The 23,467-nt window shown below is 69.0% G+C and carries 21 protein-coding genes; 16 read left to right on the top strand and 5 right to left on the bottom strand.

What is annotated here, in order from left to right; all coding sequences use genetic code 11:
- The first annotated feature begins 72 nt into the window (after nucleotides 1–72).
- From ACVN90_RS09005 to ACVN90_RS08995, 3 genes are read left to right on the top strand one after another with little or no spacing between them, the layout of a single operon-like run.
- Nucleotides 73–1,908 (top strand): peroxidase family protein, encoded by a 1,836-nt coding sequence (locus ACVN90_RS09005; protein ID WP_475101783.1) that lies wholly within the window; start codon nucleotides 73–75, stop codon nucleotides 1,906–1,908.
- A complete protein-coding gene (locus tag ACVN90_RS09000; RefSeq protein ID WP_475101782.1) occupies nucleotides 1,905–3,233 on the top strand; it encodes a cytochrome P450 in 1,329 nt (442 codons plus the stop codon). The genes ACVN90_RS09005 and ACVN90_RS09000 overlap by 4 nt, the downstream gene beginning before the upstream one ends.
- Nucleotides 3,214–4,134 carry an alpha/beta hydrolase gene (locus ACVN90_RS08995; protein WP_475101781.1) on the top strand — a complete coding sequence of 307 codons (921 nt, stop codon included), beginning with the start codon at nucleotides 3,214–3,216 and terminating at the stop codon, nucleotides 4,132–4,134. Before ACVN90_RS09000 ends, ACVN90_RS08995 begins: the two co-directional genes overlap by 20 nt.
- Before the next feature lie 57 nt (nucleotides 4,135–4,191).
- On the opposite strand, the gene ACVN90_RS08990 is transcribed toward ACVN90_RS08995, so the two are convergent.
- Together ACVN90_RS08990 and ACVN90_RS08985 are read right to left on the bottom strand one after the other, a co-directional pair.
- Complete coding sequence (locus ACVN90_RS08990; RefSeq protein ID WP_475101780.1) at nucleotides 4,192–5,649, bottom strand: hypothetical protein; 1,458 nt, start codon at nucleotides 5,647–5,649, stop codon at nucleotides 4,192–4,194.
- Between the two features lie 21 nt (nucleotides 5,650–5,670).
- Nucleotides 5,671–6,753, bottom strand: a complete 1,083-nt coding sequence (locus tag ACVN90_RS08985; RefSeq protein ID WP_475101779.1) for an alpha/beta fold hydrolase — start codon at nucleotides 6,751–6,753, stop codon at nucleotides 5,671–5,673.
- Between the two features lie 307 nt (nucleotides 6,754–7,060).
- On the opposite strand from ACVN90_RS08985, the gene thrS reads away from it, so the two are divergent.
- Nucleotides 7,061–9,055: a threonine--tRNA ligase gene (gene thrS / locus ACVN90_RS08980; protein WP_475101778.1), complete on the top strand. Its 1,995-nt coding sequence runs from the start codon at nucleotides 7,061–7,063 to the stop codon at nucleotides 9,053–9,055.
- A gap of 23 nt (nucleotides 9,056–9,078) precedes the next feature.
- Nucleotides 9,079–9,633, top strand: coding sequence for an HIT family protein (locus ACVN90_RS08975; RefSeq protein ID WP_475102092.1), 555 nt, complete (start codon nucleotides 9,079–9,081; stop codon nucleotides 9,631–9,633).
- Nucleotides 9,634–9,732: 99 nt separating this feature from the next.
- On the opposite strand, the gene pdxY is transcribed toward ACVN90_RS08975, so the two are convergent.
- Nucleotides 9,733–10,584 (bottom strand): pyridoxal kinase PdxY, encoded by an 852-nt coding sequence (gene pdxY, locus ACVN90_RS08970; RefSeq protein ID WP_475101777.1) that lies wholly within the window; start codon nucleotides 10,582–10,584, stop codon nucleotides 9,733–9,735.
- Between the two features lie 7 nt (nucleotides 10,585–10,591).
- Nucleotides 10,592–11,938 carry an aminotransferase class I/II-fold pyridoxal phosphate-dependent enzyme gene (locus tag ACVN90_RS08965; RefSeq protein ID WP_475101776.1) on the bottom strand — a complete coding sequence of 449 codons (1,347 nt, stop codon included), beginning with the start codon at nucleotides 11,936–11,938 and terminating at the stop codon, nucleotides 10,592–10,594.
- 128 nt (nucleotides 11,939–12,066) lie between these two features.
- Here ACVN90_RS08965 and pdxS point away from each other — a divergent pair, with 128 nt between their 5' ends.
- The 11 genes from pdxS (at nucleotide 12,067) to ACVN90_RS08910 (ending at nucleotide 22,903) form a co-directional block, all read left to right on the top strand.
- The gene (gene pdxS, locus ACVN90_RS08960; RefSeq protein WP_475101775.1) at nucleotides 12,067–12,957 is read left to right on the top strand and encodes a pyridoxal 5'-phosphate synthase lyase subunit PdxS; all 891 of its coding nucleotides are present in this window, start codon (nucleotides 12,067–12,069) and stop codon (nucleotides 12,955–12,957) included.
- Nucleotides 12,951–13,553 carry a pyridoxal 5'-phosphate synthase glutaminase subunit PdxT gene (gene pdxT, locus ACVN90_RS08955; protein WP_475102090.1) on the top strand — a complete coding sequence of 201 codons (603 nt, stop codon included), beginning with the start codon at nucleotides 12,951–12,953 and terminating at the stop codon, nucleotides 13,551–13,553. Before pdxS ends, pdxT begins: the two co-directional genes overlap by 7 nt.
- Nucleotides 13,554–13,590: 37 nt before the next feature.
- The gene (locus ACVN90_RS08950) at nucleotides 13,591–14,112 is read left to right on the top strand and encodes a hypothetical protein (protein ID WP_375872140.1); all 522 of its coding nucleotides are present in this window, start codon (nucleotides 13,591–13,593) and stop codon (nucleotides 14,110–14,112) included.
- Nucleotides 14,113–14,185: 73 nt separating this feature from the next.
- Nucleotides 14,186–14,947, top strand: a complete 762-nt coding sequence (locus tag ACVN90_RS08945) for a YebC/PmpR family DNA-binding transcriptional regulator (protein WP_475101774.1) — start codon at nucleotides 14,186–14,188, stop codon at nucleotides 14,945–14,947.
- Nucleotides 14,948–15,019: 72 nt separating this feature from the next.
- Complete coding sequence (gene ruvC, locus ACVN90_RS08940; protein WP_475101773.1) at nucleotides 15,020–15,592, top strand: crossover junction endodeoxyribonuclease RuvC; 573 nt, start codon at nucleotides 15,020–15,022, stop codon at nucleotides 15,590–15,592.
- 62 nt (nucleotides 15,593–15,654) lie between these two features.
- Nucleotides 15,655–16,281: a Holliday junction branch migration protein RuvA gene (ruvA, locus tag ACVN90_RS08935; protein WP_475101772.1), complete on the top strand. Its 627-nt coding sequence runs from the start codon at nucleotides 15,655–15,657 to the stop codon at nucleotides 16,279–16,281.
- Entirely contained in the window at nucleotides 16,274–17,299 is a 1,026-nt protein-coding gene (ruvB, locus tag ACVN90_RS08930; protein ID WP_475101771.1) for a Holliday junction branch migration DNA helicase RuvB, read from the top strand. Before ruvA ends, ruvB begins: the two co-directional genes overlap by 8 nt.
- Nucleotides 17,300–17,377: 78 nt before the next feature.
- Nucleotides 17,378–17,839 carry a preprotein translocase subunit YajC gene (locus tag ACVN90_RS08925; RefSeq protein ID WP_475101770.1) on the top strand — a complete coding sequence of 154 codons (462 nt, stop codon included), beginning with the start codon at nucleotides 17,378–17,380 and terminating at the stop codon, nucleotides 17,837–17,839.
- Between the two features lie 43 nt (nucleotides 17,840–17,882).
- Complete coding sequence (secD, locus tag ACVN90_RS08920) at nucleotides 17,883–19,607, top strand: protein translocase subunit SecD (RefSeq protein WP_475101769.1); 1,725 nt, start codon at nucleotides 17,883–17,885, stop codon at nucleotides 19,605–19,607.
- The gene (gene secF / locus ACVN90_RS08915; RefSeq protein ID WP_475101768.1) at nucleotides 19,607–20,599 is read left to right on the top strand and encodes a protein translocase subunit SecF; all 993 of its coding nucleotides are present in this window, start codon (nucleotides 19,607–19,609) and stop codon (nucleotides 20,597–20,599) included. The genes secD and secF overlap by 1 nt, the downstream gene beginning before the upstream one ends.
- A gap of 54 nt (nucleotides 20,600–20,653) precedes the next feature.
- Nucleotides 20,654–22,903: a RelA/SpoT family protein gene (locus tag ACVN90_RS08910; RefSeq protein ID WP_116193488.1), complete on the top strand. Its 2,250-nt coding sequence runs from the start codon at nucleotides 20,654–20,656 to the stop codon at nucleotides 22,901–22,903.
- On the opposite strand, the gene ACVN90_RS08905 is transcribed toward ACVN90_RS08910, so the two are convergent.
- The gene (locus ACVN90_RS08905; protein WP_475101767.1) at nucleotides 22,882–23,439 is read right to left on the bottom strand and encodes a hypothetical protein; all 558 of its coding nucleotides are present in this window, start codon (nucleotides 23,437–23,439) and stop codon (nucleotides 22,882–22,884) included. The genes ACVN90_RS08910 and ACVN90_RS08905 overlap by 22 nt on opposite strands.
- Nucleotides 23,440–23,467: the final 28 nt, after the last annotated feature.

Below are 23,467 nucleotides of genomic sequence, written 5' to 3'. Positions count from 1 at the left end.
TCTTCACTATGATTCGGGCAGATCCACGGACCTGCCCTCCCGCGTTCACCGCCGGCTACGAGGAGACCCAAGGTGCTCAGACGCTTCTACGCAAGGATCAATCGCACGAAACAGTGGTATCGGCTTCCGTTCCTGCTCGGTCTGTTCAACCTGATAGCGCTGCGTGAGCAGCTGCGAGAGGACAACCTCGTCGACACCCGCACGCCCGGCGGTGCGGGCCGCACCGCCGGTGTGACACCTGCCACGGCCGGCGAAGAGCGCCGGCGGTTCCGCACCGCGGACGGCTCGTACAACGACCTGAGCGATCCCGACATGGGTCGCGCCGGCACGCGATTCGCGCGCAACGTGCCGCTGGCGCACGCGTGGGCCGCCGAAGGCGACGAACTCATGACACCCAACCCCCGGGAGATCAGCCGCACGCTGATGCGGCGCGAGACGTTCACCCCGGCGACCTCGATCAACCTCCTCGCCGCCGCATGGATCCAGTTCCAGACGCACGACTGGTTCGCGCACGGCCGGGAGCCCGTCGACGTCATCGAGATCGACATCGAGGACGGCGACGACTGGTTCGAGAAGCCGATGCGGATTCCGCGCACCAAAGTCGACGACACCCGCACCGACGCGGACCGCGACCTGCCGCCGACGTTCCTCAACGACAACTCGCACTGGTGGGACGCGTCATCCATCTACGGGAGCACCCCCGAGCGGCGCGAGCAGGTGCGCAGCCACGTCGACGGCAAGCTCGTACTCAAGGATGGAAACCTCCCTCTCGATCCGGCGACGGGCGTCGCGCTCACCGGCTTCAGCGAGAACTGGTGGGTGGGCCTCGGTCTGCTGCACACCCTCTTCACCCTCGAGCACAATGCGATCTGCGATCGGCTGAAGCAGGACTACCCGGGGATGACCGAGGACGAGCTCTTCGGCACCGCCCAGCTGGTCGTCTCGGCGCTCCTCGCCAAGATCCACACGGTGGAATGGACGCCCGCGATCATCGCGCACCCGGTTCTCAAGGTCGCCATGCGCGCGAACTGGTGGGGGCTCGCCGAAGAGAAGCTCCACCGCATGTTCGGCCGCCTGAGCAAGAGCGAGGTCATCAGCGGCATCCCGGGGTCCGCGTTCGACCACCACGGCTCGCCGTATCAGCTGACCGAGGAGTTCGCGGCGGTGTACCGTCTGCACCCGCTTCTGCCCGACACCCTCGAGGTCCATTCGCTCGACGACGGCACGCTCGTGGACAGCATGGAGTTCCAGGAGATCATCCTGCTCAACGCGCACCGCGTACTGACCTCGGGCGCGAAGGTCCAGGACCTCTGGTACTCGTTCGGGGTGCAGCATCCGGGTGCCGTGCAGCTGCACAACTTCCCGCGCTGGATGCAGGACATCACCCTGCCCGACGGGCTGCGTCTCGACCTCGCAGCCCTGGACGTCATGCGCGACCGCGAGCGCGGCGTGCCGCGGTACAACGAGTTCCGGCGTCAGCTGCACCTGAAGCCTGCCGCCACGTTCGACGAACTCACCGACAACCCGACGTGGGCGCGGGAGCTCGAGGCCATGTACGGCGACGTCGAGAAGGTGGATCTGCAGGTCGGCATGCACGCCGAGACGCCGCCGCCGGGATTCGGCTTCAGCGACACCGCGTTCCGCGTGTTCATCCTGATGGCCAGCCGGCGTCTCAAGAGCGACCGGTTCATCACCGACTGCTACACCGAGGAGTACTACACGAAGACCGGGATGCAGTGGGTCGCCGACAACACGATGGCCTCGGTGCTCCTTCGCCACTACCCGCAGCTGGCGCCGTCGCTCGACGGGGTCGAGAACGCGTTCGCACCGTGGAAGGTCCAGACGGCGCCGGAGGGCACCACGGCCCCCGCCGCAGCCACGCGCGCGACGGCGGTGACGGGGAAGTGACGCGCAAGCCGCTCCCACCCGGACGGTTCGGGCTGCCCTGGCTGGGCGAGACCCTGTCGATCCTGCGGAACAACCACGGCTTCTACAAGGACCGCATCGAGAGGTACGGTCCGATCTTCAAGACGCGGCTGTTCGGGAACAGTTTCGTCATCTTCTCGGGGCACGAGGCATTCCACACCTTCGCGATCGACGAGCGCATCGTTCGCGGCGACGCGGACCCGATCTCCGCGGAGCAGATCTTCGTGAACTCGCTCGCGCTGATCGACGGATCCGAGCACCATCTCCGCAAATCCGTCATGCTGCGCGCGGTGGGCTTCCGGTCGGCGATCGCGTCGTATCTTCCCACGATGCAGGAGCTGCTCGAGCGCACCATCCAGCCGTGGCTCGCCAGCGGCACAGGCGGCGACCTGCGGGCGGACCTGCAGCGCTTCGCCGCGCGGCTCACCGGAGCGCTCTACACGGGAGACCGCAGCGAGGAGCACGCGGCCGAACTCGACCGCCACCTCGCGAACATGCGTGACGCATTCATGACCCTTCCCGTGCCGATCCCCGGCACGAAGTACGGCAAGGCCATCGCGGGTCGCAAGCGGATGGACCAGATCATCGACGAGGCGCTGGAGAAGCACCAGCAGGGCGGATACGACGACATCGTGTCGCGCATGATCGCCGCCGCGAACGACGCCGACGTTCCGATCGACTCGCTGCGCGGCGACATCCGTCACCTCATCTTCGCGGGCCAGGGCGGCTACTTCGTGCCGCTCACACTGACCACGATGATCGTGGGCCAGCACCCCGCCATCATGGAACGCGCCCGCGCGGAGGTGCTCGCCGTCTCACCGGAAGGTCCCATCACCATGGAGCAGATCGAACGGATGGAGTACCTCGAGCAGGTCTCGAAGGAGGTGCGCCGGTACTTCGCGATGAACTCGGCGACCTTCTTCGGCCGTGTGCAGTCCGACATGGAGGTAGGCGGCTACCGTATTCCGAAGGGCTGGGGTGCGATGGGCGGCATCCACATCAACATGCGCAACCCCGACGTCTTCCCCGACCCCGACCGGTTCGACCCCGATCGTTTCGAGGCGAGCGCCGAGGCGGCGCTGCCGCCGGGAAGCTACGTCCCGCACGGCGACGGTCAGAGCACGCACCACCGGTGCCCGGGCGAGAACATCGTGACGGTCGCGGTCAAGATGTACCTCACGCTCTTGCTTCGCACGGCCGAATGGTCGATCCCCGAACAGGATCTGACCCTCACCAACGAACTCTTCCCGCTGCCCGCGAGCGGGCTCACCGTGAAGTTCCGCGAACATGTCCCGGTCTCAGGCTGACAAGGGCCGACGCGCCGAGGCCCGCGGCGGCATCGGCGGGCTCGTGCCGCTCACGCGGCTCATGGTCGTCGGCTCCCGGTTGCCGCTGACGCGCACGCCCGCCGAAGCCGGACTCGCGTTCGAGGATGTCGTCTTCGACGCGACGGACGGCGTGGAGCTGCGGGGCTGGTTCGTACCCGCAGGGCCGGATCCCGCACCGACGGTCGTGTGGGTGCACGGGTGGCTCTGGAACCGGATGGGCAACGTCGCCGGGCTCGTCCCGTTCCCCGACCGGGACGTGGACTTCCTGCCCGCCACGAAGCGGCTCCACGATGCGGGCTTCCACGTGCTCATGTTCGACCTGGCCAACCACGGTGAGAGCGGGTCGCGCCGCCCGCTCACCTTCGGGCCGTGGGAGGCGCGGGACTTCGCCGGAGCGGTGGCCTACCTCCGGTCGCGGTCGGATGTCATCCCCGACCGTATCGGCGCCATCGGCATGTCCGCCGGCGGCAACACCGTGCTCTACGGCGCGCTCGATGCGGAGCCGATGAAGGCGCTCCTCATCGTCCAGCCCACCAAGCTCACCGTGTTCAACGAGCGTTTCGCACGCGATCGGCTCGGCCGCCTGGGGTCCCTGGCGGCCCGCTCGATGGATCTGCTCTACTTCCTGATGCGCGCGCCGCTGCCCAGCCGGCAGAATCCGGCGATCCCGGCACGTCGCATCGCGAACGCGACGGTGCAGTATGTGCAGGGCGTCGGCGACCCCTGGGGCACGATGGAGGTCGTCGAGAACGTCTCGGCCGCGACTTCGGGGTCGCTCGGCGTCATCCGGTATCCGTCGCCTCCCGGCCGCTACGAGGGCTACCGGTACGTGATGGACGATCCATCCGCCGTCGTCGGCTTCTTCCGCGCGCACCTCTGACGACAGGATCGGGCGGCCGCGGGACTCGTCCGCCGTCGCCCGGCTCCCTGCACCGGATCAGCGGTGCCAGAGCCCGTCGTGGGCCGCCTGTCGCGTGTACTGCCGCGGGTCGAAGAAGCGGTCGTAGTACTCGAGCTCGAGGTGCGAGAACTGCAGCCACATGCCCGGCGTGTAGAACGCGTCCACATGGGCGGGGAACCGGCCGTAGGTGTCCCAGATGTAGTTGCAGATCTCCTTGGTGTACGCGATCTCTTCGGGGCCGAACCGCGTGCCCTTCTCGAGGAAGGCGCGCGCGTCGTCGGAGTTGCGGTAGGGGCTCGAGAAGACCTTCTCGTTGCCGTAGGCCGGCCCCGTGGCGCTGTACTTGGACTCGACCACGCGGTCCACCGCTTCGTCCATCGACGACACATACGGGGGAGTGAGGCCCTCGAGGATCCCGTCGATCCCGACGGGGTTCGGCTGCGACGCCGGCACCGGCGGCCACTTGTGGTGCTTCTTCGGCTCCTGGAGCCGGAAGCCGAGCCCGTGCCAGCCCTTCGCGTCATCCTGCTGCCAGATATACGGCGGGAACACCGACCCGTGGATCCAGCCTCCGAGGCCCATCGCCTGGCCGAGCAGCATCAGGTTCTGGAAGTAGAAGAACGCCTCGTAGTCGGTGCGCAGCGTGTTGCCGAAGCCGAGGGGCGCCTGACTCGCCTTGTTGAGGTAGCCGCTGCGCACGCGGTCGAGCCCGCCGATCGGGTGGTACGGGATCTTCGGCCCGATCCCGAGGCCGCTGCCGATCTTGGCGATCCACTCGACGGCGTTCTTCGGGTGGAAGGTGCGCCAGTCGTCGAGGAAGAGCGGACGCATGCCGCCCGGCTCGGTGAGGAGGATGAGGATCGCGTTGATGTACTGCCACGTGCAGTCGACGACGGGGAAGAAGACCGTGGTGCCCGGGGTGTTGGAGGCCTGGTTGTTCCATCCGAGGTAGTACGGCCACTCACGCGGGAAGTCCAGGCGACGGTCGGACACCCGCACGAGGCATTCGTCGGCGGCGCCGATCCAGTCGGCCTCCGTCCAGTCGCCCCACTTCGGCGGGAGGTCCTTCAGCAGCTCGAGCGCGCGCTCGCCGCGGGGGCTCTGCAGCAGGAAGATGCCGTCGTCGTTGATCATGAAGAAGTGCGTGGCCTGCGCATTGTCGGCGCTGCTGCCGGTGCGGGCCATGATGTTGAGGAACGGAGTGCCGAGCTCGTTGAGCCCGTTGTTCTCGACGAGCGGCCCGTCGTGCGTCGTGATGCCGGTGATCCCCGTCACGCACGTGATGAGGATCGCCTCCTCGAGCTTGCTCAGCGGCGCGGGCGCGTTGTGGCTCTCGTGGCTGAGCGGACCGGCGTTCACCGAGAAGCCCCGGGGGATGCGCCTCGTGCGCCGTTCGGTGAGCGCCGACAGGAACGGGTAGGCCGCGAGATCGGCGAGTGCCGGGTGGATAGCGGAAGCCGTGGCCTCGGCCGGTGACGGGTCGATCGATGTCATGGCGCTCTCCTCGTTCTCGTGTCAGTTGTGCAGGTCGAGCCGGCCGGTGATCACGGGATAGACGTCGCGCGCGGCATCCTTCCCGATGAAGCAGTCCATGTGGGCGTACCCGGGGATGACGTCCCGCGTGTAGTACTCCTCGCCGTTGCGCTCGCGGAGCACGTCGTAGGTGATCTCGCTGCCCTCGGGCACGAACAGCCGGTTGTCGGCCCCGTGCAGGAAAGCGATCGGCAGCGCAAGTCCCGACACGTCGTCGAGGTAGTCGTGCTCGCCGTCGGCGCTCACGGCATGGTCCTCCCGGAGGATCTTGGTGATGTGACGCAGCGTCGTCATGTTCGCGACGCCGAACGCCTCCTCGAGATGGTCGTGCGTCGCCTCGTTCAGCTGCGCGTGGTCGTACACCTCGCCGTACATGAACATCACCCGGCGGCAGAAGGGGCGGTCGCAGGGCTCGTCCCCGGCGGGGTAGATCGCGAGCGCCTTGTCGTACAGCGTCTCGCCCCACGAAGGGTCGTCGTCGAACTCGGTGGTGAGGGTGTCGAACCCGAGCGCCTGCAGGATGTTCCCGGCATAGATGCCGGCGCGCAGCTCGTTGAGAGTGCCGCCGCGAGGGTGGAGGGTCACCTGCGACGCCACCGCCGACCGCACACCCGGAAGGCCGAGCCCGAGCGCCATCAGCATCGTGAGCGACCCGACGCAGTGCGCCACGATCTGGACCGACTCCGCTCCCGACACCTCGCGCACCTTCGCGACCGCGGCCGGGTAGTCGTATCGGGCGATGTCGTCGAGGGTGAACTGCGTGCCGCCGGACGGCAGCGCCGGGCTCGCGCGATAGTCGAGCACCCACACGTCGTAGCCGTGCTCGTAGAGGTACTCGGGGAAGTTCGTCTCGGTCGTGTCGATCGTGTAGGCGAACGCCGACGTGCCGAATCCGGGTGTCAGGATGACGGGCCCCTTGGTCCCGCCCTCGAACCGCGTGAGCCTCAGCGTCAGCCCGTCTTCGGTGGCGAACTCATGGATCGTCGGCTCGCCGCAGCGCAATGGCCGTCGAACACGTTCCTCCGAGGCATCCGTCGCCGTCGAAGCGGTCTGGTGCTCGCTCATCTCGACCCCCCAGCATCAGCCGCACGGAGATCGTCGCGGCGAGGCGGGACCGGCCCACGGGCGACGACGGAGTCAGCATATTGCCCGGCATGCGCTCTCGTCACGAACTTCAGGAGCCGCATCGGGCACCCCTGATACCCGGCGTCCGAGAACCACTGGCTAGACTCGTCGCGTGGAACTCGTCTGGTCGACCGCCGCGACGGCGGTGCAGACCGACACGCGAACGCTCGGCGCCTGAGCGGGCGGGGCGCGTCGTGCGCCCGAAGCTGAGTAGCCTTGAATCCGAGCCATTCCCAGGAGAGTTTCCGTGACTGACGCTGTGCCCTATCCCGCCGACGGCTTCGCCCTGTTCCCCGACCGCTCCGTGGTCGCGCTTCGCGTGAACGGCGAGCTGAAAGATCTCGCCACGGTGGTGGAGGAGACGGATGCTGTGGAGCCCGTCACCATCGACAGCGCCGACGGCCTCGCGATCCTGCGTCACTCCACGGCGCACGTCCTGGCCCAGGCCGTCCAGCGCATCAACCCGCAGGCCGACCTCGGCATCGGCCCGCCCATCACCGACGGCTTCTACTACGACTTCGGCGTGGAGCATCCCTTCACCCCCGAGGACCTCAAGGCCATCGACAAGGAGATGGCGCGCATCATCCGCGAGGGCCAGCGCTTCGTCCGCCGCGCCGTGAGCGACGAGGAGGCACGCGTCGAGCTCGTCGACGAGCCGTTCAAGCTCGAGCTCATCGGGCTGAAGGGCGGAGGAGCCGAGAAGACCGAGGGCGCCTCCGTCGAGGTCGGTGCCGGCGAGCTCACCATCTACGACAACGTCGACCGCGACGGCCAGACGGTCTGGAAGGACCTCTGCCGCGGGCCGCACCTGCCGAACACCCGCATGATCGGCAACGGCTGGGCGCTGCAGCGCATCGCCGGCGCGTACTGGCGCGGCAGCGAGAAGAACCCGCAGCTCCAGCGCATCTACGGCACCGCGTGGCCGACCAAGGACGAGCTGCGCGCCTACCAGACCCGCCTCGAGGAAGCTGCCAAGCGCGACCACCGCAAGCTCGGCAAGGACCTCGACCTGTTCTCGTTCCCCGACGAGATCGGCTCGGGCCTGTCGGTGTGGCACCCGCGCGGCGGCGTCGTCCGCGGCGAGATGGAGCAGCACGCGCGTCGCCGCCACATCGCCGGCGGATACACCTACGTCTACACGCCGCACATCTCGAAGGAAGACCTCTTCCTCACCTCGAATCACCTCGTCACGTACAAGGAGGGCATGTTCCCGCCCATCGTCATGGACGAGGAGCGCGACGAGCACGGCGAGGTCACCAAGCACGGCCAGGACTATTACCTGAAGCCGATGAACTGCCCGATGCACATCCTCATCTACAAGGAGCGCGCGCGCAGCTATCGCGACCTGCCGATGCGCCTCGCCGAGAACGGCACGGTGTACCGCAACGAGCTCTCGGGCGCCCTGCACGGCCTCACCCGCGTTCGCGGCTTCACGCAGGACGACTCGCACCTCTTCGTCACGCCCGAGCAGCTCGAGGAGGAGGCCACCCGCGTCCTCGAGTTCGTCATCTCGATGCTGCGCGACTTCGGCCTCGACGACTTCGAGCTCGAGCTGTCGATGCGCGACGACGAGAAGGACAAGTGGATCGGCTCGGACGAGTTCTGGGACTACTCCACCAACGCCCTGCGCAACGTCGCGGTCGCGAGTGGCCTGAAGCTCACCGAAGTGCCCGGCGAGGCCGCGTTCTACGGCCCGAAGATCGACCTCAAGACCCGTGACGCGATCGGCCGCACCTGGCAGCTGTCGACCGTGCAGGTCGACCCGAACCTGCCCGAGCGCTTCGAGCTCGAGTACACCGACCGCGACGGCCAGAAGAAGCGGCCGATCATGATCCACCGCGCGCTCTTCGGCTCGATCGAGCGGTTCTTCGCGATCCTGCTCGAGCACTACGCTGGCGCGTTCCCGGTGTGGCTGTCGCCCGTCCAGGTCGTCGGCATCCCCGTCGCGGAGGACTTCGCGGACTACCTCGGCGAGGTCATCGACCAGCTGAAGGCGGACGGCGTGCGCGCAGAGCTCGACCACTCCGACGACCGGATGCAGAAGAAGATCCGCACGCACACCACGCAGAAGGTGCCGCTGCAGCTCATCGCGGGCGCGCAGGACCAGGCCGGCGGCACCGTGTCGTTCCGCTTCCGCGACGGCTCGCAGGAGAACGGCGTGCCGATCGCCGACGCGGTGCGGCGGGTCCGCGACGCGATCGGCTCGCACGCGCTGGTCAACACGGCCGAGGACTTCGCGTGAGCTCTGACGGCGTCGGGTCGGGCATTCCGCAGACGGATGCTGCAGACCCGGCGCTCGTCGACGCCGGCACGCTGGCGGGCGTCCCCGACGAGTTCCAGCGTCTCTGGACGCCGCACCGCATGGCGTACATCCAGGCCGGACCCGAGGTGCTGCGCAAGGAGTGCCCGTTCTGCGAGGCGCCGCGCAAGTCGGACGAGGACGGACTCATCGTCTTCCGCGGGCAGACCTCGTATGCGCTGCTGAACCTCTTCCCGTACAACTCCGGGCACCTGCTCGTCTGCCCGTACCGCCACATCGCGACGTACGACCAGGCGACCGACGAAGAGGTCGCCGAGATCGGGCTGCTCACGCAGCAGGGCATGCGGGTGCTCCGTCAGGTCTCGCGCTGCGACGGCTTCAACATCGGCATGAACCAGGGTCATGTCGCCGGTGCGGGCGTCGACGAGCACCTGCACCAGCACATCGTTCCGCGGTGGGGTTCCGACGCGAACTTCTTCCCGATCATCGCGAAGACGAAGGCCCTGCCGCAGCTGCTCGGCGACGTGCGCCGCGCGATCTCCGACGCCTGGCACGCATGACCTGAGGGAGACGGATGCTGCGGCCTGCGGCATCCTCCCCACGCCCCCTCCACGCGCGTGGGCCCGCATCGTGGAAAGGTCTCCGGCGCGTCAAGGGCCTTAGCGCACCTGGGTGACCTCGAACTGCAGGCGAGGGTTCGCGTAGGCGTCCTGCGACTCGACGAGCTGCAGTTCGCGCTCACCCGAGGAGTGGGTCCGCTCGAGGAGGTCGTAGACGCTCGACGTCGTGCGGGCGAGGGCGTCGGCCGCATCGCCGGTCCGTCGGTAGTGCGCCGTGAAGAGTGCCGCCGTGACGTCGCCCGAGCCGTTGGCCTTCATCGGGATGTGCGGGGTCTGCACGATCCACGCGCCGTCGTCGGTCACGGCGAGCATCTCGATCGTGCCCTCGGCGCGATCGGGGCGCTCGACGCTCGTGACCAGCACCGTGCTCGGACCCATCGCGCGGGCCGCGTCGGCGGACGCGAGGGTCGAGTCGAGGTCCGACGGGTCGGTCTCGGTGAGGAAGCCCAGCTCGAACTGGTTGGGTGTGATGATGTCGGCGGCGGGCACCACGCGGTCGCGAAGCAGCACCGGGATCGCGGGAGCCACGAAACACCCCGACTTCGCGTTGCCCATGACGGGGTCGCACGCGTAGACCGCGGCGGGGTTGGCCTGCTTGACGCGCGCGACGGTGTCGAGGATGACATCGGCGATGCCGTCACCGCCCTGGTAGCCCGACAGGACGACGTCGATCTGCGGGAAGACGCCGCGGTCCTCGATTCCGGCCACGACGTCGCGCACGTCGTCGGCGCTGATCATCGGGCCGCGCCACGCGCCGTAGCCGGTGTGGTTCGAGAAGTTCACGGTGTACACCGGCATGACCTCGACGCCGATGCGCTGCAGCGGGAAGACGGCGGCGGAGTTGCCGACGTGGCCGTAGGCGACCGCGGACTGGATCGAGAGGATCTTCACCGCTCGATCATGCCACTTCGCGCGCGATGAGCCGTCCACCGGCCGCACGCACGGCCGCGGCCACATCGACCGCGAGCCGTTCGGCGTCGGCGTCGTCGAGGTCGTGAACCGTGAGGCGGAGGCGGCGCGAGGGCCCGCCGTCGCCGAGGACGAAGTCGTCGCCCGCGCGCGCCAGCCAGCCGCGTCGCATGAGCTGCTCCGACACCGCTCGTGCGGGCACCGGGAGGGGGACCCACAGGTTCAGCCCGTCCCCGGCATCCGCCGGCACGCCCTCGGCGGTCAGCCGATCGATGAAGGCGGCGTTGCGCGCCGCGTAGTGCGCACCGGCGCGTTCGATCGCGGCCATGGTCGCGGCATCCGTCACCAATGCCAGGGTGAGTCGCTGCAGCAGGTGGCTCACCCATGTGGTGCCGGGGGTGAGGCGCATCGCGAGCCGCTCGGCCGTCTCGGGGTCGGATGCCGTGACCGCGAGGCACATGTCGGGTCCGAGGAACTTCGACACCGACCGCACGAGCGCCCAGCGGCGATGCGCGGGGGCGATGAGGGAGTGGAACGGCTGCCGCGAGAGGAGGGAGAAGTGGTCGTCCTCGATGACGAGAACGTACGGGTGATCGCTGAGCACCGCCCGAAGCTGTTCCGCGCGGCGCGCGGACAGGCTCGCTCCGGTCGGGTTCTGGGCACGGGGCGTGTGGACGACCGCCCGCACTCCCTGGTCGAGGGCCGCACGCAGTCCTTCGACCGTCATGCCTTCGTCGTCGACCGGCACGGGCACGGGGCGGTAGCCGCCGATCCGGACCGTGTGGATGCTGGTGAGGAAGCACGGGTCCTCGAGCGCGACGGCGTCGTCGCGCGTGAGCGCCTGAGCGAGCAGTCGCTCGACGGCATCCGCGGCGCCGCTCGTGATGGTCAGACGCATGTCCGGGCCGGCAGGAGCGAGCCCGTCGCGCATCCACTCGTGCGCCCAGCGCTCGAGTCCGGGATCGATCACCGGCTCGCCGTAGAGGACGGGCCGCCCGGCCATCGCCGCCAGCGCGCCGGAGAGGTCGGGGATCAGCTCGGGATCGGGATTGCCGGTGCCGACGTCGCGCAGCACGCTGCCGGCGGCGAAGCCCTCCTGCGCGACGGGGGAGAGGTCCGCGACGCGTGTGCCGCCCCGGCCCCGCGTGACGATCACGCCCGCCTGGGTGAGCTGGCGATACGCGGCGACCACGGTGTTGCGGTTCACGCCGAGGTCGTCGGCGAGGGAGCGCACGGGCGGCAGGATGTCGCCGGGATGCAGATCACCGCGCTCGATGCGCGCCCGCAGACTGTCGGCGATCTCGGAGGCGGACCGGCCGCTGATGTCGAGATCCATGCCCGCCCTTCCGTGACGTCCTGCCCCGCCGAGTGTAGGGCCCAGCCCATGCTATCTTTTGGCCTAGGCCAATACTCGCATTGTCCTCACCCGTTTGCGCGTCCGCGCTCCGATCGAAGGGATAGCTCGTGACCACTGCCGACACGGGAACCGACCGCGTCAAGCGCGGCCTCGCCGAGATGCTCAAGGGCGGCGTCATCATGGACGTCGTCACGCCCGACCAGGCGAAGATCGCCGAGGATGCCGGCGCCGTCGCCGTCATGGCCCTCGAGCGCGTTCCCGCCGACATCCGCGCCCAGGGCGGCGTCTCCCGCATGAGCGACCCCGACATGATCGACGGCATCATCGAGGCCGTCTCGATCCCGGTCATGGCGAAGGCGCGCATCGGCCACTTCGTCGAGGCGCAGGTGCTGCAGGAGCTCGGCGTCGACTACATCGACGAGTCCGAGGTGCTCTCGCCCGCCGACTACGTCAACCACATCGACAAGTGGAACTTCACCGTCCCGTTCGTCTGCGGCGCGACCAACCTGGGTGAGGCGCTGCGCCGCATCAACGAGGGCGCGGCGATGATCCGCTCCAAGGGCGAGGCGGGCACCGGCGATGTGTCGGAGGCCACCAAGCACATCCGCAAGATCACGAGCGAGATCAACGTGCTGCGCTCGATGACGAAGGACGAGCTGTACGTCGCCGCGAAGGAGCTGCAGGCGCCCTACGACCTCGTGGCCGAGATCGCGGAGACCGGCAGGCTGCCGGTCGTCCTCTTCGTCGCCGGCGGCGTGGCCACTCCGGCGGACGCCGCGATGATGATGCAGATGGGCGCTGACGGCGTGTTCGTCGGCTCGGGCATCTTCAAGTCCGGCAACCCTGCCGAGCGCGCCGCGGCCATCGTCAAGGCGACGACCTTCTACGACGACCCCAAGGTCATCGCCGACGTGTCGCGCGGCCTCGGCGAGGCCATGGTCGGCATCAACGTCGCGGATCTGCCCGCGCCGCACCGACTCGCCGAGCGCGGCTGGTGACGACACCGCCACGCGTCGGGGTACTCGCGCTGCAGGGTGATGTCCGTGAGCACGTGCGCGTGCTCACGGACCTCGGCGCCGACGTGACGACGGTCCGCCGTCCGGAGGAGCTCGCCGAGGTGGACGGGCTCGTGCTCCCGGGCGGCGAGTCCAGCGTCATCGACAAGCTCTCCCGCGCCTTCGGCATGCGCGAGCCTGTGCGCGAGGCGATCGCGGCGGGGATGCCGATGTACGGGACGTGCGCCGGCCTCATCCTCCTCGCCGACCGCATCACCGACGGCATCGACGGGCAGCAGACCTTCGGAGGCCTCGATGTCACGGTTCGCCGCAACGCGTTCGGCAGCCAGGTCGACTCGTTCGAGGTCGACCTCGACATCCCGGCACTCGGCGAGCCGTCTGTCCATGCGGTGTTCATCCGCGCGCCCCTCGTCGAGCAGTCTGGCGAGGGCGTCGAACGGCTCGCGACCCTCGACGATGGCCTCGTCGTCGCCGTGCGGCAAGGTGCGCTCCTGGGCACCTCGTTCCATCCCGAGGTCACCGGCGAGCACCGCTTCCACGCGCTGTTCCTCGACATGGTCCGCGAGCGGGTGCGGTGACGAGGCAGACGCGATGCGTCGGGGTAGATTCGGAATCATGACGATCAACGACTGGTGGCGCGAGCACCCCGAGGAGCGCTACTGGATGATCGCCCCGTCGCGCGGCATCGTCGGCGACGCCCTCTCGGCGCCGAAGGCCCAGGACGAACGCCGGTTCGAATGGTCTCACGAGCTCGTCGGCTTCACCGAGCCCGGCGACACGCTGTTCGTGTGGGATCGCACCCTGCCGGTACCCGGCATCGCCGCGTGGGGTCGCGTGCTCGGCCCGCTCGGCGAGGAGACCCGCGATCGCCGCGGCGACGACCTGCCCCACTGGCGCATGCCGATCAGCGACACGCTGCGGCTCGCGTCTCCGATCACCCTGCCGAGCCTTCGCCGCGTGGGCAGCGAGATCGTCACCGTGCGCGACCGGGTGGAGGGGCTCACCGAGGGCCCCGTCTATTTCCCCTTCATCGGCTCGGCCGAGACGCTCGCCCCCGCACCCGCGTACCTCACGAAGGTCCCGCGCGACCTCGTCGCGCTGCTGTCGTCGCGGTTCGGCTTCGAGTTCGCGCTGTAGCGCGGGGATAAACTAGTCCGTCGGGCGAGGCGTTCACACGCCCGCACCCGACGAGCGTGAATTCAGGAGGACCATGTCCGGGCATTCCAAGTGGGCGACGACCAAGCACAAGAAGGCCGTCATCGACGCGCGCCGTGCGAAGTCGTGGGCCAAGCTCATCAAGAACATCGAAGTGGCCGCCAAGCTCGGCGGACCCGACCTGCAGGGGAACCCGACCCTCTTCGACGCCGTGCTCAAGGCGAAGAAGACGTCGGTCCCGAAGGACAACATCGACCGCGCGATCAAGCGCGGGGCCGGCATCGGCGGCGAGTCGGTCGAGTACGCGTCGATCATGTACGAGGGCTACGGCCCGAACGGCGTCGCCCTCATGATCGAGTGTCTGACCGACAACAAGAACCGCGCCGCGGCCGAGGTGCGCACCGCGCTCACCCGCAACGGCGGCACGCTCGCCGATCCGGGCAGCGTCGCGTACAACTTCACCCGCAAGGGCGTCATCGTCGTCGGCGGCGAGGACACCAGCGAGGACGACGTGATGCTCGCCGTGCTCGAGGCCGGCGCCGAAGAGGTCGAGCCGCACGCGCAGGGCTTCGAGGTCATCACCGAGGCGACCGACCTCGTGACCGTGCGATCCGCCCTGCAGGACGCGGGCATCGAGTACGAGTCGGCGGACGTCGAGTTCGTCCCGAACCTCAAGGTCGAGGTCGACGCCGACACGGCGCGCAAGGTCTTCCGCCTCATCGACGCCCTCGAAGACAGCGACGACGTCCAGAACGTCTACAGCAACTTCGACCTCACCGCCGAGGTGCAGGCCGAGCTCGAGAACGACGAGGACTGATGGCATGAACGGATGCTGCGGCCCGGCGCGCGCCTGGCCGCAGCATCCGTCCTCCTCGCTTAGCGTGGGGGAGTGGCATCCTCCCGCGGTCGACTGCGCGTGCTCGGAATCGATCCGGGCCTGACGCGCTGCGGTGTCGGCGTCGTCGACGTCGCCCCCGACCGATCCGCCGTGCTGGTCCACGTGGGAGTCGTGCGATCCGACCCCGGAGCCCCGATCGAGGAGCGGCTCGCGGTGATCGCCGCCGGGCTGCGCGCCGTGCTGGAAGCCCACGAGCCCGATGTCGTCGCGGTGGAGCGCGTCTTCGCCCAGCACAACCGCGCGACGGTGATGGGGACGGCGCAGGCGAGCGGCATCGCCCTGCTCGTCGCCGGCGAGCGGGGACTCCCTGCGGCCACGCACACCCCGTCCGAGGTCAAGGCCGCCATCACCGGCTACGGCAACGCGGACAAGCGACAGGTGCAGACGATGGTGGCGCGCGTCCTCCGCCTCGACGAGCTGCCGAAACCGGCTGACGCGGCGGACGCCCTCGCATTGGCGCTGTGTCACGCGTGGCGCGGCGCACCCGCCCAGGCCGCGGCATCCGGTCCGCTCACTCCGGCTCAGCGGGCCTGGGCCGACGCGGAGCGACTCACCCGACGATGATCCCGCGCGTCGCCGCGCGTGTCGCTCGAACAAACGTCCGAACCGCCCCGTAGGCTCGACGCATGATCTCCTCAGTCCGCGGCACGGCCGTGCATGTCGATGCGGATGCGGTCGTCGTCGAGGTCGGGGGAGTCGGTCTCCACGTCGCCGTGACGCCGCAGGTCGCGCGCACCACGCACCTGGGCGACACCGTCACCCTCCACACCTCGCTGATCGTCCGCGAAGACGCGCTGTCGCTGTTCGGCTTCGAGTCACGCGAAGAGCTGGTCGTCTTCGGCCAGCTGCTCGGCGTCACGGGCGTCGGCCCCAAGTCGGCGCTGGGCGTGCTCGCGACGCTGACCGTCCCGCAGATCGCCGATGCCGTCTCCGCCGACGACGACGCCCCCTTCCGCCGCGTCTCGGGCATCGGCCCGAAGACGGCGAAGCTCATCGTGGTGCAGCTCGCGGGCAAGATCGCGGTGACGCGCCCCTCCGGTTCCGGGGGAGCAGGTGCTGCGACCTCGACAACGATCCCGGCACAGGTCGTGCAGGCCCTGGTCGGCCTCGGCTGGTCCGAGCGGGTGGCCGTCGAAGCCGTCGAGAACGTGGCGGCCGACGCGCCCGAGTCCGATCGATCGTCGGTGCCGGCGCTGCTGCGCCTCACGCTCGCAACCCTCGGCCCCGCCCGGAAGGAGACCGTGAGTGGCTGACGTGCGCGAAGCCGAAGAGCCCGTCGACGAGTCCGAGCTCGCGATCGAGGGCGCGCTGCGCCCGATGTCGCTGGCGGAGTTCGTCGGCCAGCAGAAGGTGCGCGGTCAGATGCAGCTGCTGCTCGACGCGGCCCGCATCCAGCAGCGGCCCGCCGACCACATCCTGCTCTCCGGGCCCCCGGGACTCGGCAAGACCACACTCGCGATGATCGTCGCCTACGAGAGCGGGCGCCCGCTGCGGCTGTCCAGCGGCCCCGCGATCCAGCACGCCGGCGACCTCGCCGCGCTGCTGTCGAGCCTCACCCCCGGCGAGGTGCTGTTCATCGACGAGGTGCACCGCATGGCGCGTTCCGCGGAAGAGATGCTCTACCTCGCGATGGAGGACTTCCGCATCGACATCATGGTGGGCAAGGGCGCCGGCGCGACGAGCATCCCGCTCGACCTGTCGCCGTTCACCCTGGTCGGCGCGACGACGCGGTCGGGTCTGCTGCCCAACCCGCTGCGCGATCGCTTCGGCTTCACCGCCCACCTCGAGTACTACGAGCCCGAAGAGCTCGAGCGGGTCATCGAACGCTCCGCCGTCATGCTCGGGGTCTCGCTGCCGCCCGCCGCCCGCGCCGAGATCGCACGACGCTCGCGGGGCACGCCCCGCATCGCGAACCGCCTGCTGCGGCGCGTGCGCGACTACCTGGTCGTACACGGCCGCACCGGCGCCGACATCGCGGCGGTCGACGCCGCGCTGGACCTCTACGACGTCGACCGGATCGGTCTCGACCGGCTCGACCGCGCCGTGCTCGACATGCTCGTGCGGCGGTTCCGGGGCGGCCCCGTGGGGCTCAGCACACTCGCCGTCGCGGTCGGCGAGGAGCCCGACACCATCGAGTCGGTCGTCGAGCCGTACCTCGTGCGCATCGGCTTCATGGGGCGCACCCCGCGCGGACGCATCGCGATGCCCGAGGCCTACGCCCACCTGGGCGTGCCGGTGGCCGACTCGGTGCTCGGATTCGATGACCTATAATCGCTGGAGGTTTCCATCCCTCCCTGCAAGGCAGTGCCGCCCTGGCACGTGCCTGACCCGAAAGGTGCTTCCAGCTCCATGGACTTCGCTTCGTTCCTGAGCAATTACGGCCTCATCATCCTGCTGGTCGTGCTCCTCGTCTTCATGTTCTGGAGCTCCCGTCGCCGCATGCAGAAGCAGAAGGCCGAGCAGGAGGAGAAGGCCCGTCAGACGGTGCCCGGCTCCGAGGTCCTGCTGCAGGGAGGCCTCTACGGCACGATCGTGTCGTACGACGCCGACAACCTCGACCAGCCCGCGATCGTCGAGCTCGCGCCCGGCGTCGAGATCAAGGTGCACAGCCAGGCGATCCTGCGGGTCGTCAACCCCGGCGAGCACTCGGTCACCGAGGACGAGTACCTCGCCGCCGAGGAGAGCCACGCCGAGTACGCCGAGGGCGTCGCCAACGGCGACATCACCTCGATCAGCGACGACCAGAGCTCCGCCGCGGGCAAGGAGAAGACCGACCCCGACGCCGAGACCGGCACCAAGTCGCAGGGCTGACGCCCCTCCGTTCGCCCGTTCGGGCTCTCAAGAAAGCAAAGACGTGGCGACTTCCACCCCCGTCCGGCATGCATGGCGCGCGCTGACCGGACTCCTCGCGATCACGGCGCTCCTGTTCGGCATCAACGCGCTCGGCGTGTACGTGTTCGGGCAGAGCTCGTGGACTCCCGCGCTCGCGCTCGACCTCCAGGGCGGCACGCAGATCGTCCTCGAGGCGCAGACCGAGGACGGCGCCGACCCGTCGGCCGAGCAGATGCAGCAGGCCGTGACGATCATCCGTCAGCGTGTCGACGCCTCGGGCGTCGGCGAGGCCGAGGTCACCACGCAGGCCGGCAACCAGATCGTCGTGCAGATCCCGGGTCAGGCCGACGAGGAGACCCGCAACCGCATCGAGGCGTCCGCGCAGCTCCAGCTGCGCGCCGTGCTCTACACCGGCGCGCCGGCCACCACCTTCGTCGGCGAAGACGGGAACGAGACGCCGTATCCCACGCCCGACCCGACGCTCCAGGCGACGCCGACGACCGCGCCGACAAACGGCAGCGACCCTGCGTGGATCACGCCGGCGCTCCAGGCCGAGTTCCTCGCCTACGACTGCGCCGACCCGGCGAACGACCCCGCCAACGCCCCCGCCGACGAGCCGCTCATCACCTGTGACGCCGACGGCACGGTCAAGTACATCCTCGGCCCCGTCGAGCTCGACGGCTCGTCGATCGACGACGCGACCTTCGGCGTGCAGCAGAACAACGGCCTGTGGGCGGTCAACCTCTCGTTCGACGCCGAGGGCACCCAGACGTTCGGCGAGATCAGCCAGCGCCTGTACGGCGCGCAGGCTCCGCTGAACCAGTTCGCGTTCGTGCTCGACGGGTACGTCCTGTCGGCTCCCTCGATGAACGGCGTGATCCTCGACGGCAAGCCGAGCATCACCGGCAGCTTCACGCAGGAGACCGCGAAGGTGCTCGCCGACCAGCTGAAGTACGGCGCGCTGCCGCTCAGCTTCACCGTCGAGAGCTCGAACTCGATCTCCGCGACGCTCGGTTCGCAGCAGTTGCAGATCGGCCTCATCGCGGGTCTCATCGGTCTGCTCCTGGTCGCGATCTACTCGCTCATCGTCTATCGCGCGCTGGGCTTCATCATCATCGCCTCGCTCGCGGTCATGGCGGTGCTGACCTACGTCACGCTCTGCATCCTCGCGTGGCGCATGGGCTTCCGCCTGTCGCTCGCCGGTGTCGCGGGTCTGATCGTGACGATCGGCTTCACGGCCGACTCGTTCATCGTCTACTTCGAACGCATCCGAGACGAGCTGCGCGACGGCAAGTCGATCACCGCCGCCGTCGAAGACGGCTGGGGCCGCGCGAAGCGCACGATCTATATCTCGAAGTCGATCAACATCCTCGCCGCCGTGGTGCTGTACATCCTCGCGGACTCGACGGTGAAGGGCTTCGCGTTCACGCTCGGACTCACGACCGCCATCGACGTCCTGATCTTCATCCTGTTCACGCACCCGGTGCTGCAGCTCCTGGCACGCACGCGCTTCTTCGGGTCGGGGCATCCGCTGTCCGGACTCGACCCGACCGCGCTGGGCGCCGTCTATCGCGGCCGCGCGCAGTTCCGCGAGCCGGTGCTCGCCACCGGTGCCGCGGGTCGCCGCAGCGCCAAGGCACGCGGTGAAGCCGCGCGTCGCCAGACCATCGCCGAGCGCAAGCAGGCCGAGCTGGCCGCCGCCGACAGCACGAAACCCGGCCCGACCGCCAAGGAGGGAGACGACTGATGCGCTCCATGAGCCAGTTCGGCAACGACCTCTACACGGGCAAGACGTCGTTCCCCTTCGTCAGCCGCCGCCGCCTGTGGTTCCTCATCGCAGCGATCCTCGTCCTCGGCTCGGCCCTGGTGCCGCTGTTTCGCCCCATCCAGTTCTCGATCGAGTTCACGGGCGGCTCGCAGTTCACGGTGAGCGGCGTGACCGCGCCGGTCGACCAGTCGCTCGCGACCGACGCCGTCCACTCGGTGGTCCCGGAAGCCACGACGAAGGTCGTCACGATCGGCGAGGACGCGGTTCGCGTCCAGACCGACCAGATGACGGATGCCGAGAGCCGTGAGGTCTCGGCCGCCCTCGCCGAGACGTACGACGTGCCCGAGAGCGAAGTCAGCTACGCGTTCATCGGCCCCAGCTGGGGAGCGGACGTCACACGCCAGTCCCTCTGGGGCCTCGCGATCTTCCTGGCGCTGACCGCGATCATCCTGGCGCTGTACTTCCGCACCTGGAAGATGTCGCTCTCGGCGATCATCGGCCTCGTGGACGTGCTCATCATCACGATCGGCATCTACGCGCTTTTCGGCTTCGAGATCTCGCCCGCCGCCGTCATCGGCTTCCTGACGATCCTCTCGTACGCGTTGTACGACACCACAGTCGTCTTCGACAAGATCAGGGAGAACACCAGCGAGGACGGCGAGGTGTCCGGGCGCACGTTCGGCGAGTCGGTGAACCTCGCGGTGAACCAGACGCTCGTGCGCTCGATCAACACGACAGTCGTCGCGATCCTGCCGACCGGCGCGATCCTGTTCATCGGCCTCGTGTGGGCCGGCGCGCAGACGCTCACCGACCTGTCGCTGTCGATCTTCGTGGGAACGATCGTGGCCGCGTACTCGACGATCTTCGTCGCGGCACCGCTGTACTCGCTCCTGCGCGAGAACGAACCGGCCATCAAGACGCGCGACGCGCGTGTCGTGGCGGCACGCGAGCTTGCCGGCACCCCGGCCTGAGCGTCCACCACGCGGGCGTAGGATTGTGAGGTCCAGCGGAGGGGAGGGGATCGAGTGACCGAGACCGTCCCTGCCGCGCAATCCTCCTCGCTGCGGCGCCTGGTCCCTCGGATCTTCTCGAGGTCCGCCCGCCGCGACGACGTCGAGCAGCTCCTGCGGACGGTGCGCACGCACCATCCCAAGGGCGACCTGTCGATCGTAGAGCGCGCCTACTCGGTCGCCGAGACCGCGCACACCGGGCAGCTGCGCCAGAGCGGCGAGCCGTACATCACGCACCCGCTCGCGGTGGCGCAGATCCTCGCGGATCTCGGTCTCGGACCACGCGCGATCGCCGCGGCGCTCCTCCACGACACCGTGGAGGACACCGAGTACTCGCTCGAGATGCTCACGAGCGAGTTCGGCGACGAGGTCGCCATGCTCGTGGACGGCGTGACCAAGCTCGACAAGGTCAAGTACGGCGAGAGCGCGCAGGCCGAGACGGTCCGCAAGATGATCGTCGCGATGTCGCGAGACATCCGCGTGCTGCTCATCAAGCTCGCCGACCGCCTGCACAACGCCCGCACGTGGGGTTTCGTCCCGCCGGAGAAATCGCGCAAGAAGGCGACCGAGACGCTCGAGATCTACGCGCCGCTCGCACACCGTCTCGGCATCCAGGCGATCAAGTCCGAACTCGAGGACCTGTCGTTCGCCGTGCTGCACCCGAAGCTGTACGCCGAGATCGACAGCCTCGTCAAGCAGCGCACGCCACAGCGCGAGCAGTACGTGCAGAACGTCATCGACGCGGTCGACAGCGACCTGCGGGAGCTGCGCATCCGCGGCAGGGTGATGGGGCGGCCGAAGCAGCTCTACTCCGTCTACCAGAAGATGGTCGTCCGGGGCCGCGAGTTCGACGACATCTACGACCTCATCGGCATCCGCGTGCTCGTCGGCAGCGTGCGCGACTGCTACGCCGTCCTCGGCGCGATCCACGCACGGTGGACGCCGTTGCCCGGGCGCTTCAAGGACTACATCGCGACCCCGAAGTTCAACCTCTACCAGTCGCTGCACACGACGGTGATCGGCCCGGGCGGCCGCACCGTCGAGATCCAGATCCGCACGCACGAGATGCACCAGCAGGCGGAGTACGGCGTCGCGGCCCACTGGAAGTACAAAGAGCAGATGAACGGCGGCAAGACGGACTCCAAGTCCGTCGACACCGACATGGCGTGGCTCGCCCACATCTCCGACTGGCAGGCCGAGACCGCCGACCCGGGCGAGTTCCTCGACTCGCTCCGCTTCGAGATCGGCGCCAAAGAGGTCTACGTCTTCACCCCGAAGGGCCGCGTCATCGGCCTTCCCTCGGGAGCGACGCCCGTCGATTTCGCGTACGCCGTGCACACCGAGGTCGGCCACCGCACGATGGGGGCCAAGGTCAACGGACGACTCGTGCCGCTCGAGTCCGAGCTCAAGAGCGGCGATGTCGTCGAGGTGTTCACCTCGAAGAACCCCGACGCCGGCCCGAGCCAGGACTGGCTCGGCTTCGTGCGCAGCACGCGCGCCCGCAACAAGATCCGCGGCTGGTTCACCAAGGAGCGCCGCGAAGAGGCGATCGAGCAGGGCAAGGAGTCGATCGCGCGCGCGATGCGCCGGCAGAACCTGCCGCTGCAGCGCCTGATGAGTCAGGACTCGTTCACCGAGGTCGCCCACCAGCTCCGCTACGAGGACGTCTCGGCGCTGTACGCGGCGGTCGGCGAGGGCCACGTCTCGACCCAGTCGGTCCTCGAGAAGGTCACCGCTCTCGTCGCAGCCAACGACACCACCACCGGTCCGATCGACCTTCCGGTCGTCGGCCGGGCCCGCGCGCCGCGCAACGGCGACTCCGGCATCCTCGTGCGCGGTGCGCCCGACATCCTCGTCAAGCTCGCGAAGTGCTGCACTCCGGTGCCGGGCGACCAGATCGTCGGGTTCGTCACGCGCGGCAGCGGTGTCTCGGTGCACCGCGCCGACTGCACGAATGTGAAGTCGCTCATGGAGGACCCGGAGCGCCTCATCGAGGTGGAGTGGGCACCCACGACGAAGAGCGTCTTCCTGGTGCAGATCCAGGTCGAAGCGCTCGACCGCTCCGGCCTGCTGAGCGACGTCACGCGCGTGCTCAGCGAGCATCACGTCAACATCCTGTCGGCGACGGTCTCGACCTCGAACGACCGTCTGGCGCTCAGCCGCTTCGTCTTCGAGATGGGCGACATCGTCCACCTCGACCGTGTGCTCAACGCCGTGCGGCGCATCGACGCCGTCTACGACGTCTACCGCGTCACGTCGTCCTGACGCCCGGCGACGATCGCCCGGAGGCACGCGAGCGCCGAGCGCTTGTGGGGGAGCGCCCCCGCCTCGAGCCGCGCGATCGCCCGGCCGGCAGCATCCGTGTCGACGTCCGCGAGGAGGCGCGCCGCCGCCGTGTGCTCGGCATCGCCCACGCGTGCGAGATCGGCGAGCGTGCGCTCGGGAGTCGTGACGAGCACGCCGCCGACGACCTGGAGGTCGCCGGGAGGCACCTGCAGGTCGCGGTACACCACGCGGCGGTCCGGTCGGACGTGCAGGCGTCGCGACACCGCGCGCTGCACGGTGTGCCGCGAGGGCGGCATCGGCAGGCCGCCGTGGACCCACGCCGCAGAGAGATGGGTCGCCGCGAGCGTGTCGCCCAGGGTCTCGGTGAGCGAGCCCGCGCGCAGCGCCGCCGTCTCGACGGCGTCGGCGGGGATGTACGCGTCACCGAGGGCGACGAGGTCTCCGTCGAGGCACGCAGCCGTGAGTTCGGCGCGCGAGAGCCGCTCATCGGCGAAATAGAGGAAAGGCGATCCCACGGGTGCAGTCTGCCGCACTCCAGACGGC

Source organism: Microbacterium sp. F01 (assembly GCF_056156365.1).
Note: the sequence above shows the minus strand (reverse complement) of the source record. Positions and strands in the feature narration are given on the sequence as shown.

Excerpts from the sequence above, each read along its gene's own strand:
- ACVN90_RS08995 (WP_475101781.1), top strand. The coding sequence starts at position 3,214 with ATGTCCCGGTCTCAGGCTGACAAGGGCCGACGCGCCGAGGCCCGCGGC.
- ACVN90_RS08925 (WP_475101770.1), top strand. The coding sequence starts at position 17,378 with ATGGACTTCGCTTCGTTCCTGAGCAATTACGGCCTCATCATCCTGCTG.
- ACVN90_RS08950 (WP_375872140.1), top strand. The coding sequence starts at position 13,591 with ATGACGATCAACGACTGGTGGCGCGAGCACCCCGAGGAGCGCTACTGG.
- secF (WP_475101768.1), top strand. The coding sequence starts at position 19,607 with ATGCGCTCCATGAGCCAGTTCGGCAACGACCTCTACACGGGCAAGACG.
- ruvA (WP_475101772.1), top strand. The coding sequence starts at position 15,655 with ATGATCTCCTCAGTCCGCGGCACGGCCGTGCATGTCGATGCGGATGCG.
- ACVN90_RS08985 (WP_475101779.1), bottom strand. The coding sequence starts at position 6,753 with ATGAGCGAGCACCAGACCGCTTCGACGGCGACGGATGCCTCGGAGGAA.
- ACVN90_RS08990 (WP_475101780.1), bottom strand. The coding sequence starts at position 5,649 with ATGACATCGATCGACCCGTCACCGGCCGAGGCCACGGCTTCCGCTATC.
- ACVN90_RS08965 (WP_475101776.1), bottom strand. The coding sequence starts at position 11,938 with ATGGATCTCGACATCAGCGGCCGGTCCGCCTCCGAGATCGCCGACAGT.
- ACVN90_RS08945 (WP_475101774.1), top strand. The coding sequence starts at position 14,186 with ATGTCCGGGCATTCCAAGTGGGCGACGACCAAGCACAAGAAGGCCGTC.